Origin of the sequence: Binatus sp. (SeqCode) (genome assembly GCF_049584895.1) — a bacterium.
Taxonomy (GTDB): Bacteria; Desulfobacterota; Binatia; order Binatales; family Binataceae; genus Binatus.
This window is the reverse complement of record NZ_JBAUYR010000101.1, coordinates 1-14,816: the sequence shown is the minus strand read 5'-3', so window position 1 is coordinate 14,816 and position 14,816 is coordinate 1. Positions and strand designations below refer to the sequence as shown.

Sequence of the window (14,816 nt, the reverse complement as noted above, 5' to 3'; positions counted from 1 at the left end):
GCGGTGCTGGCCCGTGCACTGCTTCGGGATTCTTCGCTGCGCTCTGAATGACACAAAGACGGAAGCCGGTAAGAGGCTGAAAAAATGAAATACAGCGAGTATCAGCATCTCCTGTTCGAGCGGAAGGACGACGGCATCCTGCTCATCACGATCAACCGTCCCGAAGTTCTCAACGCCACCAACAGCCGCCTGCATTGGGAGTTGAGCCGCGTGTGGCTCGACATCGCCGACGACGACGAGACCAACGTGATCGTGATCACCGGTGCCGGGCGCGCGTTCTCGGCCGGCGGCGACCTCGAGATGATCAAGCAGATGGCGTCGGGCGCGGCCAACGTCGGCAAGGCGATGAAAGAAGCCGGCGACATCGTCTACAACATGATCAATCTCGACAAGCCGATCATCTCGGCGATCAACGGCGTCGCGGTCGGCGCGGGATTGGCAGTCGCGTTCATGGCGGATATCAGCATCGCGTCCGAATCGATGCGCATCACGGACGGGCATCTGCGGCTCGGTGTCGCGGCCGGAGATCATGCGGTGATCGTGTGGCCGCTGCTGTGCGGGATGGCCAAGGCGAAGTACTACCTGATGACCGCGGATTTTATCGACGGTAAGGAGGCCGAGCGCATCGGGCTGGTGAGCCTGTGCGTCCCCGCCGACAAGCTGATGGACAAGGCGATGGAAGTCGCGCGCAAGCTGGCGCGAGGCCCGCAGCAGGCGGTGCGATTCACGAAGCGCTCGCTCAACAACTGGCTGCGAGTAGCAGGCCCGGCATTCGACGCGTCACTGGCGATGGAGATGATGGGGTTTTTCAGCGCCGATTTAGCGGAAGGGGTCGCCGCCTTACAGGAAAAACGCCAGCCATCCTTTCCAGGCTTCGCCAAGCCAAAGTGACGAGGTCTTTTCGTTTTAATCGATTCACCCCCCCTTTTGATGCGTCGTGGATTTTGGAATACTGTGCATCGTTTGAAACGAACCTAAACCGAGTGGGGAAGAAAATGCTGACGAAGAAAATTGCGCTTGCGGCGGCCTCTGCGATGCTCCTGACGACGGTCGCGTTCGCGACCAGTGCACGACCGGCCTATGCGGCCGCCAAGGTCGATTGCGACGCCGTGATGAATGAACTCAACAGCGGTAAGAAGGCCAAGGAAGTCGCCACCGACTTGAGTATCTCGACTTCGAGCGTCTATCGCTGCAAGCGGCACGCGAAGGAGGCCGCAAAGGCTTCGACCAAGTCGTCGATGCAGGCCAAGGCCGGCAAAGAGCCGCCCGCGATGTCAGCGCCTTCGCCTGCGATGGCGGCGCCGGCAGCGGCTGCCTCGCCGAAGTAGCAATTTGCTTCACGATGTGTCGCGGGTCGTCGAGGCTCGCGGCGCATCGTGCATTCTCGACTAACCGAAAAGACTGTTATCGCGATGGCCAAGTGCGAACTGTGCGAGTTGCGTGATTACACGCAGCGCTATGCCGATTTTGTCCATCCTTTCAAATTTACAATCCTCGATTGCGATTCGTGCGACACTCCGATGGCCGTGCTCGGAGATCATCGCGCAGTGCCCACTGACGATGAGCGCGCGTTCATGATCGAGGCGCTGTCATTGGTCGCGCGCGCGAAATACGGCGCCGACAAATTCGGGATTGACGACGTGATGCGTCAGATTCCCGACCACTGTCACATGCACGCCCGCCCTATTCGGCGCTGGCAATACTAGCCGCCGCACCGCCTCGTTCTCGATCGCCAAACATATTACGGCGAGGTTTCGCGAGTTTTACCCATTTGGTATGCGCCTCATCTTGTGCTATATCGCCGCCGTTACGCACGCTGCACTAGGGGATGTGGCGCTTTATGGCGGGAGAGGGCTCGCGGGGCGCTCCAGCCGGTTCCCTTCAGGAGGTATGGGGGAAAATGGCTAACGGTACGGTCAAGTGGTTCAGCCCGAAAAAGGGCTATGGCTTCATCACGATGGAGGACGGGCAGGAAGTGTTCGTCCATTACAGCGCCATCGATGGGGCAGGTTTCCGCTCGCTCGAACAGGGTGAGCGCGTCGAATTCGAGGTCGCGCAAGGCCCCAAGGGATTGCAGGCCTCAAACGTCGCCAAGGGATAGGCGCTCGCGGGGCGTTTTCAGAGAAAGGGGGGTTTACGTTCTACTGTGGTTCATCGGCGCAAGACGCGTCGGTGCAGTCGCGTCGGCGTGCCTGCTCGTTTGTGATATGAAGGCCGCATGAGTGACGCGGTTCCGCTCGGCAACCGGCTTCGATTCGGCACGATTGTCTCGACTTCGAGTCGCGAGGAGGCGACGCGCGGCCTCGAGTCGATCTCGGAGTGGGGTTACGAAGTCCTGTGGGCGCCCGATCACGTCGCGTTCACCGGACCGGTCAACGATCCGCTGACCACGCTCGCCTACCTGTCGGCGCTCGATCCCAAACTCACGTTCGGAACCAGCGTCTACCTGCTGCCGCTGCGCCATCCGGTGCCGGTCGCCAAAATGGTCGCGACGCTGGACCGTCTGCTCGGCGCCGGACACTTCATCTTCGGCGTCGGTGTCGGTGGCGAGTTCCCGCGCGAATACGAGGCGTGCGGCGTCCCGATCCACGAACGCGGCGGTCGCGCGACCGAAGCGATCCAGGTGATGAAGAGGCTATGGAGCGGCGAGCGCGTCGAGCATCGCGGCAGATATTTCAGCTTCGGCGAAATCAGCATGCAGCCGAAACCGAGAACTCCCGGCGGCCCTCCCGTCTGGATCGGCGGACGCGCCGAAGGCCCACTGAAGCGCGCCGCGCGATTCGGCGACGGATGGATGCCGTACGTCGTCACACCCAAGCGCTTCGCCGACGGCCTGGATTTCATCGGCAAAGAAGCGGAGCGCGCGGGCCGCAAAATTACGCAATTCGGCACCTGCATCCAGGTATTCTGCAGGCTGGGCGACAGCGTCGAAGCCGCGCATGCGGTCGCAGGAAAATTCCTGAGCAAAAGATACGCGACGGATATGACCGACGCCGCGAAGCGCTACGGCGCGCTAGGCCGCCCCGCCGACGTCGCCGCAAAGATAAGCGAGTACATCAAAGCCGGGGCCCGCGACATCGGAATCGACGCCATCACGCACTCGTCGGAACGCAGCGCGCAATTGGAACAATTCGGCAAAGAAGTAATCCCGCTGCTGACTCTCTGATCCCTCGCCCGTTAGTTCACGGGATTAACTAGAGCAATTCGATCGGATGTTCGCGACGAGCGACGACGCGGCCGACAATCGCGGCCTCGCGATGCCCACAGTTCTGAAGCTCCGCCACCAGCTCCAGTGATTGCTGCTCGGGAATCGCGATCAGCAAACCGCCCGAGGTCTGCGGGTCGAAGACAATCGTCGCGATCTCGTCGGCAACCTCGTCCGAGATACGGACGTTCGGCGCGTAGTACTCGCGATTGCGCTCGCCGCCGCCGGGAATCATTCCGGCGCGGCATTGTTCGAGCACTCCCGGCAGCAACGGCAGGTCGGACTCCTCGAACACGAACGTTACGCCGCTGCCCTCGGCCATTTTGAGCGCGTGACCGACGAGTCCGAAGCCGGTGACGTCGGTGGCGGCGTGGACGTCGTACTTTAGCATCGCGGATGCGGCCGCGGCATTGAGCTGCGTCATCGAGCGGACCGCGGCCTGGTAAGCTTCGTTTTCGTTGCCGAGCGCATCGCGCTTGAACGCGGTCATCAAAATTCCGGTGCCAAGCGCCTTGGTCAGCACCAGAGCGTCGCCAACTTGCGCGCCAACATTGCGCACTATTCGGCGCGGATCGATCACGCCGGTGATCGCCATTCCGAATTTCACTTCTTCGTCGGCGACAGTATGACCGCCAACGATCACGACGCCGGCCTCGCGGGCTTTTTCGGCAGCGCCGCGCAGGATGTCGGCGAGCATCTCACCCGGCAGTCCGGTTTGCGGCCAGCATACGATGTTGAGGGCGGTGCGCGGCACCCCGCCCATCGCGTAGACGTCTGAGAGTGCGTTGGCCGCGGAAATTTGCCCGTAGGTGAAAGGATCGTCGACCACCGGCGTGAAAAAATCGACGGTGTTGACGATCGCGAGATCGTCGGAAAGACGGAACACTCCGGCGTCGTCGCCCGTCGAGATTCCGACGAGCAAATCAGGATGGCTCGGCAAATCGAGCCGCGCGAGGACTGCGGAGAGGTCCGCCGGACCGAGCTTACCGGCTCAACCCGCAGCCTTGCACCGCGCCGTCAGGCGAACCAGATCGCCCCGCGAGGGATTGTTGTCCTTAGTCTTGGACATCGCAGATATTCTCGCGCATCGCGGCATCGAAGTCAGCCGTGCACCTAGCCTGAGGACGACGTTTTCTTTACCTCTCCGTCGGGAGAGGTCGACGAGAGTCTGCGAAGGTCGGGTGAGGGCGCTCGCATCGAGATGAGTGGGAGCGCTCTCACCCGCGCCGGAGGCGCGTCCTCTCCCGAAAGGAGAGGTAAAGAAAGAACTCAGACCCGCTCTTGCGGCGCCACATTAAGACGAGGAACGCAGGCGGCGCGTGTCGCCGACTCTGGTCGTCACCCCGCTGTGGTCGAAATGATCGAGCAGCGCGATTGCGAACTTCCGCGACGCGCCTAACAGATCGCGGAAGACTGCGGCGGTTATCTCGTTGTGAGTTTTTAGATGTTCGACCAGGAGGGCGCGCGCGGTGTCGGCGGCGGCGCGGCTGAAATAAAGTTCGGTGGCGATTTTGACGATGAGGCCGTGACGTTCCATCGCAACGAGCACCGTCCTCAGATGCGGAAGCTGGCTGGCAGGGATTTTCAATACCTCGGCTAGTTGCTTGAGGTCCGGCGGCTGGAACTGCGCGCTGGTCAATGCGGCTTCGATTTTCGCGCCGAGAGTTCCAGCATCGCCGCCGAACTGCACCTTATGGCTCTTCAGCCTGAGCAGACTCTCCTCGCGCACGATTTCGGATTCATGACTGATGCGATCGACAATCGGACGGAATGCGCGCGCGCCGATTTCGTAGGGCAGTCGCGTGCGTAGCGCTTCCATCTCGAGGCCGGGCGACAGCGGCTCCCCCCTGTGATGCGTCGCTAGCGTGTTGAGCGTGAAGCGCTTCAGCTCGTCCCACTTGGCTCGCGTAGTGAAAGCTTCTTCATCGCCAACCGACAGCTTTACGAAGCGCGACGCATCGCTGAGTGAGGTGTCAGCCTCGGCGATCGGGATGTTCATCAGGGTCGCAAGCCTGATCGTGCTGAGCGCGAAACTCTCCTGCAGGTTGATCAGCGATTCGAGTGCGTCGGCGCCGGTCGAATCCTTGAGCATCCTGAGATTGGCGCGATACGCCTCGATCGGCTTGCGGACGCGGCGGCCGAACGGGTTCAGCACGATGCCGCCACCGAGCGTGCGTGAGTTGGTCTCGTCGCGGATGACGAAGCGGTCGCCCGCCAGCGCGACGACCGCGTCATCAGTCACGAGTTGCGCGAAGCCTGTGGCTTTGGGCGCTAAAGCGCCCGCCTCGTCGAGCACTATCGCGCGGGCGATAGTCTCAGTGGTGCCGATGAACAGCCGCACGCGAGTGTTGTTCTTGAGCGCGCGCTTGGCGGCGGGGCGAATTTCGAGCCACGTGTCGAAACGCGTAGTCGCGGAGTCGAGCCGCTCATCGGCGAGCACGTCGCCGCGCGCGAGATTGATCTTCTCGGCGCCGGTGAGATTCAGCGCGACGCGCTGGCATAGCCCGGCGCTCTCGACCGAATCCGAATGCACCTGAATCGAACGCACACGAACCTCGTCGCCCGACGGCAGCACGCGGAGCTTCTGTCCGACGCGCACTTCGGCGCCCATCGCAGTACCGGTGACGACGATGCCGTGTCCCTTGATGACGAACGCGCGATCCAGGGGAAGCCGGAAGACGCCGGTGGCGCGGCGCGCCGGGAAGCCGTCGAGCTGGTGCACGATCTCCTCGCGCAGTTTGTCGAGACCGGCGCCGGTTATAGACGACACCTCGATTACCGGCGCATCGATGAGCGTGGTGCCGTCTGTGAGCAGTTCGATCTCGTCGCGGACGTCGCGGATTCGCGCGGCGTCGGCGAGGTCAGCCTTGGTGATCACGAAGATGCCGCGGCGCGTGCCGAGCAGATGCAGGATGTCGAGATGCTCCTCGGTCTGCGGCATAACCCCGTCGTCGGCTGCGACGGTGAACAGCACGAGGTCGATGCCGTGGGCGCCGGCGAGCATGTTGCGGATGAAGCGCTCGTGGCCGGGGACGTCGACGATGCCGGCGCGAGTGCCGTCGGGCAGCGTGAAGTAGGCGAAGCCGAGATCGATCGAAATCCCGCGCTCCTTTTCCTCCTCGAGGCGGTCGGTGTCCTGCCCGGTGAGCGCCCTGATTAACGCAGTCTTGCCGTGATCGATGTGGCCGGCGGTGCCGATGATGGCGTGGGTAGTGATAGAAGCCATCGTGGAGTGGATGTTACACCGCAGGGGTCAGGTGGCGAAGGTGAAAGAGATTCCCGGAGCGAACCCTGAAACCGGGTTCCGCGCCCGCCGCGTAAATGTAATTTCTATTTGACGGGCTTGTTCAGCCACGGTGAAAACGACACCGAGCCCGGTCCGTTCACGTTCGAGCACGGATACACACCCGGTCCGTCTTTGCATCCCCACCAGTTGTCAGTGGCGTCCACGTTGCCGCTGCCGACATTCTGGACGCCGGTGCGGCCGGCGCCGTGAAGATCGTTGTTATCTGCTGTCACGTCCCCCGGAGTGCTCACAACGATGTCCAGCGATTCATGCGTTATCACGTTCTGTGAAATGACCGTTCCGGTAATTGCTGAGACGCCGAAAATGTTGATGCCGGTAGGCCCGGTTGTTGCCGCATCCGAAGTGTCCATGCCGTTGCCGTTAATCCGATTGCCAATGATCATGTTGTCATTCAGATTCTGGCCGGGCGTATGACTGTGCAAGGCGACGCCGGGCAGACCATTTCCTTCGAGCCGGTTGTGGATGACGGTGTTGCCGAAGTTCTTTGCGCCGGGAACTGAATCGAAGATACCGACGCCCGCGCCTGCTCCCGGCACCACCAGCCCATTATCTAACGAGCTGTTGGCCGCTATCGTGTTGTTGAAAACCCCAAGAGGGGAACCCGATCCTGTCAGCGCCGCCGCCGGATGCGAGGCGAGCGTGATTCCGCAATCGAACGGGTTATCCATCACCATGTTGCTCGAGATCATGTTGTCGTGGGTGGTTCCGGTGTCGTCGCTGAGCAGGATTCCGCCGGTATTTTCCTCAATAGTGTTGTTCGAAACGGTTGAATGATCCACTCCGGTCAGGTGCAGACCCTCGCCACAGTCGAAGCTCTCTCCGGTTTCGAAAGACGGTATCCCAGGGCAGGACGGTGCGGTCGTCTGATTCCTGTCGTTAAACATGATCATGCAATTCTTGATCGTCACCGCCGAAGCATTCGCGACTAGGATGCCTTCGAAGTTCGCATTCTCGACTTTGAAATTGCTCACCACGACGTTGCTCAGGCCGGGATTGTCGATTCCGTCTACATAGATCCCGTTGGAAAGTCGGGACGCGTCGATGATGGTGTGTTTCTGACTCGCCCCTAACAGCGTCAGGCTCTTGTCGATGATCACATCCTCCTTGTAGGTGCCGTCCGCCACCCGGATTGTGTCATTGGATGAGGCCGCAGCGACCGCAGCACCAATAGAGGAAAAGCAACTGCCCGACCCGCCGTGATTCACGCACAAGGTAGCCGCTTCTGCACGTCCGCACAGAGCGCCACCCAATGCGATCGACAACACCATCAGCGCGCCAAACGATTGGACGCTCTGGATCCGGTCTCGTGGCCGAAGTTGCTTCATAAGTCTCCTATCCGCCTGAGTCGCCCCTTAGTTGCTGGAAGTAGAGCGACCTCGTTAGCCGAGCGTTCAGAAATTTGGGGAAATTCTGCGCTTCAAGTTCAAGCGTTTCAACACTCTGCGTGAAAGCTGGCTGCTTACTCAGAACAAATCAAGCAGATTTGAGCCGATTGAGTACTGGGAGCACGAACCTGTGGATGCCAGCGCGCGGGGGTTGCGCGCCAGTCGGATCGAGCGGCGAACCTAACCCTTACCCGAGCGGTAAGGGGGACAAGACAAATGCGAGCCAGGACATCTGCTCGTGTAAAAAAGCTACTGCATCTGCTTGGTGTAGGTTGCCAGGTCGAAGTAGTCGCGCCATGCGCTGATCTTTGAACCAGTTACTTCGAACACGCCTGCCACCGGTAGCGAGATCGTTTTGCCGTTGCCCAGGTCGAAGATGTCGACGCGCTCGTTGAACACTATGTTGCCGTTGCCGGCGCTGTGCAGCACTTTGAACTGGAGCGACCGGGCCATCGGCAGGAAGGTGTTGATGACGCTGCGGATGGCGTCTTTGCCCTTGGCCGAATCGAGCGGGATGTTGTGGTAGACGGCGTCGTCGGTGAAGAAGCCGAGTAGCTCCTCGACGTTCTTGCGCGGCCATGCGTTGCAGAATTCGGTCACGACTTTTTCAGCATCTGTAGCCATTGCGTATTCTCCTATTCGTTATCGAGATAGAAGCGGTCTTCATCCTTGTTATAGCCGAACAGCTCGGCGTAGCGCCCCCATCCAACCATCGTGGCAAATTGGCGTTCAGGCTTTTCGCTCGGCAGGAGCATCGCGAGGTGCTCAAGCACGACTTCCTTGGAAAGCGACTTGTCCTCCTGGCCGCGAAGCAGCCGGATGAAATAGCTGAAGAGGCCGTGTTTCTTCAACTGTTCGCGCAGGAGCGTCTTGCGTTCGTTGACCGAAGCTTCGAGGAATTGTTTCCCGAGCGGCTCGAGCACCACGTCGCCGGCCGGAGTTGAAACGAAGCCGATAATCTCCGCGGCCTTCATCACTTTGAGCAAATCGCCGAACCTGATATTGAGATCGCGCGCGATTTTGTAACCGTCCTCGCGGCCGCCGCGATCCTCGAGCAATTCGAGCAGGCCGAAGACCGTTGTCAGCGGGATGTCGGGAAGCGGAGTTATCGACGCGGGAGGCATCAGGCGCGCTCCTCGATCAGTGAAAAGACCTTGTCGGTGAGGGCGTTGAACGCTTCAGTGCGGCGGTCGCGCGGTCTCGGCAATTCGACCTTGAGATCCTTGACGATGCGGCCCGGGGTCGCGGCCATCACGATGATCCTGTCGGCGAGCTCGATTGCCTCCTCGATGATGTGCGTGACCAGCACGATATTTTTCACCGGCATGTCCGGAGACTGCCAGATGTCGAGCAACTCCTCGCGCAGCGTGATCGCGGTCAAGGCGTCGAGCGCGGAGAACGGCTCATCCATCAGCAGCACCTTGGGCTCGACCGCGAGCGCGCGCGCGAAACCGACGCGCTGCTTCATCCCGCCCGAGAGCTCGCGCGGGTAGGCTTCTTCGAAGCCGTCGAGTCCGACCTTGTCGATATAGATTCCGGCGCGCTTTTCGCGCTCTGCCAGAGGCAGTCCCTGCGCTTCGAGGCCGAGCTCGACGTTGGCCTTGACTGACAGCCACGGCAGCAGCGCGAACGATTGAAACACGAGCGCGCATTCAAGATTGATCCCATCGACCTGGCGGCCGCGATACAACACCTGTCCCGAAGTCATCGGCACGATGCCGTTGATGATGCGCAGCAGGGTTGATTTGCCGCATCCCGACGGCCCGACGATCGCGACGAACTCGCCCTCCTCGACGTCGAAGCTGATGTCGTTGAGTACCTGCAGCGTGCCCTTGGCATGCGCGAAACTTTTCGAAATGTGTTTGAGCTCGAGGAGGGCCATGGGTCAGATGAGTCCGAATCGCACATAGTGGGACGCGTCAGTAGTCCAGCCTGTATCTCTCAGTGGCAAGGTTGTACAAGGGGCGCCACATGAGGCGGTTCAACAGTAGCACCACCGCTATCATCGAAAGGAGACTCAGCAGGATCATCACGCCGTTGCCGGATTTGTAAGTGGCGGCGTCGAGCAGCGACCCGATTCCGAGCACCTGGTGGGTCTGATTATTGTAAACGAAGTATTCGGAAAGAATCAGCGCGTTCCACCCTCCGCCCCAGCCGGTGATGCTGCCGGTGATCAGCGACGGCGTCACCGCGGGGAGAATCAACTTGCGCCATCGCGCGATGCGGGAGAGCCCGAATGCTCGCGAGGCTTCCTTCAAGTCTTCGGGCACCTGGTTGATCCCCGCGAGCAGGTTGAAGAGCAGGTACCATTGCATCCCGGTGAGGATGAGCACGACCGAGGCGATATTCATCCCGCCCGCAAACTGGATAAAGGCGGCCACGATGACCGGGAACAGCGCCGTCGCGGGCATCGAGCCGACAATTTCCGCGACCGGCGACAGGATTCGATTGAAGCGCGGATTCTCGCTGGCAGCGAGCGCGCACGGCACCGTCCATGCCAGCGAGATCGCGTAAGCGATCGTCATGCGGATGGTCGAGAGAACAATTGCTTCGGGGATTTGTCTCGCGTCGGACGGCCAAGGCTGCGAGAGCGTTCTGATCAATGCGACCAGGCCGCGGGCCAACGCCCAGGTGATGAAGATCACGATCGCGCTGATGATCAAGGTTCGCACTATCGCGGCCACGCGCTTGCTTTGTTCGGGCGAGAGCTTAGGACCGCGCGGGAGTGCCTCGAGCGCGGTCGCCACGAGCCTGAAGGGTGGCACCAGGATCGCACGCAGCGCGCGCGTCACGGCGGGACCAACTCCAGACAGCGCGTCGAACATCCCGAGCGATTGCACCGCGCCCGAAGACGCCGCAAATTCGTACTTGAATTTCTCCGCCCACGTCGACAGCGGCTGCCACACGATCATGTCCATCAACACGATGATCGCGAGCAGGGTGAGAAGGCCCGCGGCGAGATCGAAGTTGCGTCCTTTTTCGGAAGCCTCCCATAGAAAACTCCCGAGGCCAGGGAGGCGATAGCTGGCGGGACCGACCGTGATAATTTCGCATGCGATCAGGAAGTACCATCCCGCGACCCATGACAGGATCGAGTTGTAGACCAGCTTCGGTATGCTCGCGGGCAGCAGCAGACGCTTGAATCTGAGCCATCCGCGGCCGCCGAACGACTCGATGGCATCTTTGGAGTCCTCGGGAATAGTCTTGACCGCTTCGTAAACGCCGAGCGCCATGTTCCACGCCTGGCTGGTGAAGATAAGAAATACCGCGGCCATCTCGACTCCGAGGCGGCTGCCGTGGGCGAGCGCGACGAAGAAATATACCGCGGCAGGAAAAAATCCGACTACCGGCACCGACTGCGCGATATCGATTGCGGGAATCAGGATGCGCTCGTAGAGCCCGCCGCGCGCCGCCGCCATCCCGTAGATGATCGAAAAAACCAGCGCGATGATGTACGCGGCGAGCATCCGGTAGAACGAACAAAACGCGTAGTATGGAAGATGTTGGATCGAGACCGGCACGTTGTGCGGAATGAGATGTTGCGCGTGGCTGCGATACGCGAAGAACAACGCGATGATCGCGGCGAGCGCGAGAAACGAGAGCGAGCCGTTTACCAGACGGCGGGTGTTTATTTCGAACCTGGGCATTGTCACGTGACCCGAATCTTTCAGCATAGCTGTGTTGACGCTTCGCTCAAGTGCAAACTTAATTTCGGACGCATTAATTTTTCGGCTAGCCGCGTTGACAGCGCGCGGTTCCGGCAATAGCGAGAGAGCGCAAGAGCGAAAGCAAATGGCAGGCGCTGACAGAATTCCTGACGATGAATGGCGGCTGGACGAAGAGCCGCTCGAGCGCGTCGAGCCTGAACCTCGGTCCGCCGCGCCGACCGAAAAGCTTGCCTTCAATCTGAGCCAGGTCCGCCTCACGCGCGCGGTTTACGTCGTCACCGCCGAACATCTCGGATGGTACATCGTCGCGGCGTACGCGCTCATCACGCGCACGATCGCTCTGGGAGCGCGTCCGCTCGACGCGCCGCAAAGTACCGACGCGCTGACAGCGCTCCTCATTGCGCAGCACGGCCGCCTCGCTTTCGCGCTGTCGGATACCTCGTGGGTGACGATACTCCAGGGCTGGATCTTTGCGGCGATCGGCGCGTCCGACGCCACCTCGCGAATCGTTGTGACGTTATGCGGCCTGCTGCTGATCGCGACTGCATTTGCGCTCCGTCCGGTGCTGGGACGCGCGGGAGCGCTGGCCTTCGCCGCGTTGATCGCCATTTCGCCAAGCGTTGCCTATTTTTCGCTGAGCGGTTCGACCGTGATCGCGTCAACCGCGTTCATGATGATTGCGATCGCGATCGCGGAGAGCATGCGCCGGCGGCCGAGCACTCTCCGTGCCGCGGGACTTGGCATCGCGATCGCAATGTGGCTGACGGCGGATCCGATCGGCTACGTGACGGCGTCGGCGATGGTCGTATCGCTGATTTTGGTTGGCGTGGCTGACTTTGTTCGCACTGACCATCGACGGTTGCGCTTGCGCGTGTGGTGGGTTCGGCGGCGCATGCTGGTGATTGTCGGCGTGGTCGTTGCGATTGGGCTGTGGATCGTGCTGACCACGGCGTTTTTTCATCGGCCGCTCGTGTCATCCGTTGTGTACTACTTCCACTCTGCATTCGTCCCGCCGTCAATCGCCCTACACTCTGCAATCCGCGGGATGAAGCCGATTTTACTGTTCTACGAATTCATCGTAGTGACGCTGGCGATCATCGGTGTGTTCGCTGTCGTCTCGCGACGCATCGGCGATCGCTTTGCGGGGTGGTCCGTGGTGTGGGCGATTGTCAGCATCGCGGCGTTCGCGTCGGCGAGCGCGAATCACCCTGACGCGGTCGTCGCGATCATTCTGCCGTTGGCTCTGGTCGCCGCTTACGCAGTGGGCTGGATGCATGGCTCAGAGCGATGGAACTCGATCCGCTACGCGATTGCGGCTGCAATCGCGCTGACGCTGTACGTCCAAGTTGCCACCAATTTTGTATATCCGGCGCCTGATACGAGTGAAGCGCCCTGGCGCCGGCACGCGCTGCTATTCTGGTCCGAGCCTGCCACCTCGATTCGGACGGTCAAGGAGTGCGAGCGCGTCCGGAACGCGGTCCCCGCCGGCGCGCGCGCATTCATTCCCGACGATGCGCCGCAGGTGCAATGGTACTTGCGCGATTTCACGCAGACCGATTCGCCCGAAGACGCGAACATCGTCGTGAGCATCGGCAAGACCGAAAGCGGTGCGGTCGCAGGCAATCCGGACGCATCGGAATTTGACTTCGAGGAATCGTGGACGCCCGATTTCAGCAAGCTGACGACAGTCAATGCGATCCGTTATTTCATAACCCAGCGCGCGTGGAGCGAAGTCGAGATCCGCGAGCTCGAGATCAAGCTATCGAAACCTGCAAAGGAACCTAGCCCCTAACACCACTAGGGATTGTTAGGTATTGTTGCGTGCCGAGGGGTGCTTTGCGATAAACTGCTCAGACCGTTCGCGCCACCCAGTCTCTTGCGGCGCGCGCGCGAGAACTCGAATCCCGTCCCATTCAAGGAGCATCGATGGACCAAGTCTTCAAAATCCTGCAACCCTACCAACTTCATCCGGTCGTCGATCACTTCTCGGTCGCCCTTTTGTTCGTTGCGGTACTGATCGATCTGTTCGCAAGCCCGACTCGCATCTGGCTTCGCTACACCGCGGTCCTGCTCATGATTCTCGGCGCGATCGCGGCTGGGGGATCTTATCTCACCGGCGATATGGAAGCCGACCGCATCTGGAATGCGTTGGGTCAGCCGGCGCGCGACGTGCTGCACCGGCACGCGCAGCTGGGCGAGTACCTTGCGATTGCCTTCGGCGTTCTCGCGATCTGGCGACTGATGATCCAGGCGTTAGGCTTCATGGCAGGGTCGCGCCCCATCTATATAATCGTCGCCCTCCTGGCGATTGCCACCCTGGGTTACCAGTCCCATCTCGGCGGCGTCCTCGTTTACGAATACGGCGCAGGGACGGCTCTGATGGCGGCAGCACCGGTTCCGTCGGAAGCAGCGAGTCCGGCGGCAGAGGTGAGTCCGGCGGGACCGATCCCCACGGTGTCAGTACCGACTGCGATGCCGACATCGACCCCGCTGATGGGGACTCCATCAGCGCCCATCAACAGCCCGGCCAGCATGCCGACCCCGGTTCCAACCATTCAACCGTCGGCCGCGCCGAGCGCGAGCATGTGATGCAATCGGCAAACAATCAGGAGTAGTTATGACCCAGCGTCTCGGTTTTGGTGTGTTCCTCGCGCCGCATCATCCTATCGGCGAGCATCCCACGCTCCAGTTTCAGCGCGATCTCGAACTCGCCCAATGGCTCGACGAATTACACTACGACGAGTTCTGGGTCGGCGAGCATCATTCGGCCGGATGGGAAACGATCGCGTCACCGGAGATGTTTCTGGTCGCCGCGGCCGAGCGCACCAAGCGAATCAAGCTGGGCACCGGCGTCGTATCGATTCCGTACCATCACCCGTTCAACGTCGCGCAGCGGATCGTGATGCTCGACCATCTGAGCCACGGTCGCGCGATGCTCGGTGTGGGGCCCGGCGCGCTGCCGTCGGACGCCGTCATGCTCGGGATCGATCCGATGACGCAGCGCGACCGAATGGACGAGGGCCTAGGTGTCATCCTTCGACTCCTTACCCAGGACGAGCCGTTCAGTCACAAGGGCTCGTGGTTCGAGCTGAACAACGCCGCGCTACAGATTCGTCCGCTGCAAGAGAAAATTCCGATTGCAGTCGCGTCGACGATTTCGCCGTCGGGGATGAAGACCGCCGGCAAGTATGGCGCGGGCGTGCTGTCGGTCGCGTCGTATTCGGAAGAAGGATTGATGGCGCTGCCGACGC

Annotated in this window: 15 protein-coding genes; 8 read left to right on the top strand and 7 right to left on the bottom strand. The window is 61.0% G+C overall.

Translation table 11 applies throughout. The annotated features are described in order from the left end of the window. Positions 1-84: 84 nt before the first annotated feature. The 5 genes from WB650_RS17715 (at position 85) to WB650_RS17695 (ending at position 3,166) form a co-directional block, all read left to right on the top strand. Positions 85-891, top strand: coding sequence for an enoyl-CoA hydratase/isomerase family protein (locus tag WB650_RS17715; protein WP_422300888.1), 807 nt, complete (start codon positions 85-87; stop codon positions 889-891). 104 nt (positions 892-995) lie between these two features. Continuing rightward, positions 996-1,328, top strand: a complete 333-nt coding sequence (locus WB650_RS17710) for a hypothetical protein (RefSeq protein WP_422300887.1) — start codon at positions 996-998, stop codon at positions 1,326-1,328. Positions 1,329-1,412: 84 nt separating this feature from the next. Next, complete coding sequence (locus tag WB650_RS17705) at positions 1,413-1,706, top strand: hypothetical protein (protein WP_422300886.1); 294 nt, start codon at positions 1,413-1,415, stop codon at positions 1,704-1,706. Between the two features lie 194 nt (positions 1,707-1,900). After that, positions 1,901-2,101: a cold-shock protein gene (locus WB650_RS17700; protein WP_331588717.1), complete on the top strand. Its 201-nt coding sequence runs from the start codon at positions 1,901-1,903 to the stop codon at positions 2,099-2,101. Between the two features lie 117 nt (positions 2,102-2,218). Further along, a complete protein-coding gene (locus tag WB650_RS17695) occupies positions 2,219-3,166 on the top strand; it encodes an LLM class flavin-dependent oxidoreductase (RefSeq protein WP_422300885.1) in 948 nt (315 codons plus the stop codon). A gap of 28 nt (positions 3,167-3,194) precedes the next feature. Here the strand turns inward: WB650_RS17695 and selD are convergent, their stop codons facing one another. The 7 genes from selD to WB650_RS17660 form a co-directional block, all read right to left on the bottom strand. Continuing rightward, a complete protein-coding gene (selD, locus tag WB650_RS17690) occupies positions 3,195-4,274 on the bottom strand; it encodes a selenide, water dikinase SelD (RefSeq protein ID WP_422300884.1) in 1,080 nt (359 codons plus the stop codon). A gap of 225 nt (positions 4,275-4,499) precedes the next feature. Continuing rightward, a complete protein-coding gene (gene selB, locus WB650_RS17685; RefSeq protein ID WP_423961403.1) occupies positions 4,500-6,431 on the bottom strand; it encodes a selenocysteine-specific translation elongation factor in 1,932 nt (643 codons plus the stop codon). Between the two features lie 104 nt (positions 6,432-6,535). Beyond that, complete coding sequence (locus WB650_RS17680; RefSeq protein WP_423961401.1) at positions 6,536-7,837, bottom strand: right-handed parallel beta-helix repeat-containing protein; 1,302 nt, start codon at positions 7,835-7,837, stop codon at positions 6,536-6,538. 309 nt (positions 7,838-8,146) lie between these two features. Then, a complete protein-coding gene (locus WB650_RS17675; protein ID WP_422300881.1) occupies positions 8,147-8,521 on the bottom strand; it encodes a limonene-1,2-epoxide hydrolase family protein in 375 nt (124 codons plus the stop codon). 11 nt (positions 8,522-8,532) lie between these two features. Then, positions 8,533-9,021, bottom strand: coding sequence for an AAA-associated domain-containing protein (locus WB650_RS17670; protein WP_422300880.1), 489 nt, complete (start codon positions 9,019-9,021; stop codon positions 8,533-8,535). Further along, positions 9,021-9,779, bottom strand: a complete 759-nt coding sequence (locus WB650_RS17665) for an ABC transporter ATP-binding protein (RefSeq protein ID WP_422300879.1) — start codon at positions 9,777-9,779, stop codon at positions 9,021-9,023. Before WB650_RS17665 ends, WB650_RS17670 begins: the two co-directional genes overlap by 1 nt. Positions 9,780-9,816: 37 nt before the next feature. Continuing rightward, a complete protein-coding gene (locus WB650_RS17660; RefSeq protein ID WP_422300878.1) occupies positions 9,817-11,544 on the bottom strand; it encodes an ABC transporter permease subunit in 1,728 nt (575 codons plus the stop codon). Between the two features lie 145 nt (positions 11,545-11,689). Between WB650_RS17660 and WB650_RS17655 the strand changes: the two genes are divergently transcribed. The 3 genes from WB650_RS17655 to WB650_RS17645 all read left to right on the top strand — a co-directional run. After that, entirely contained in the window at positions 11,690-13,357 is a 1,668-nt protein-coding gene (locus WB650_RS17655; protein WP_422300877.1) for a hypothetical protein, read from the top strand. A 134-nt stretch (positions 13,358-13,491) separates the two neighbouring features. After that, positions 13,492-14,154 carry a DUF2231 domain-containing protein gene (locus WB650_RS17650; protein ID WP_423961399.1) on the top strand — a complete coding sequence of 221 codons (663 nt, stop codon included), beginning with the start codon at positions 13,492-13,494 and terminating at the stop codon, positions 14,152-14,154. Between the two features lie 28 nt (positions 14,155-14,182). Next, positions 14,183-14,816, top strand: a 634-nt coding sequence (locus WB650_RS17645) for an LLM class flavin-dependent oxidoreductase (RefSeq protein WP_423961397.1), incomplete at its 3' end; no start/stop codon positions are given.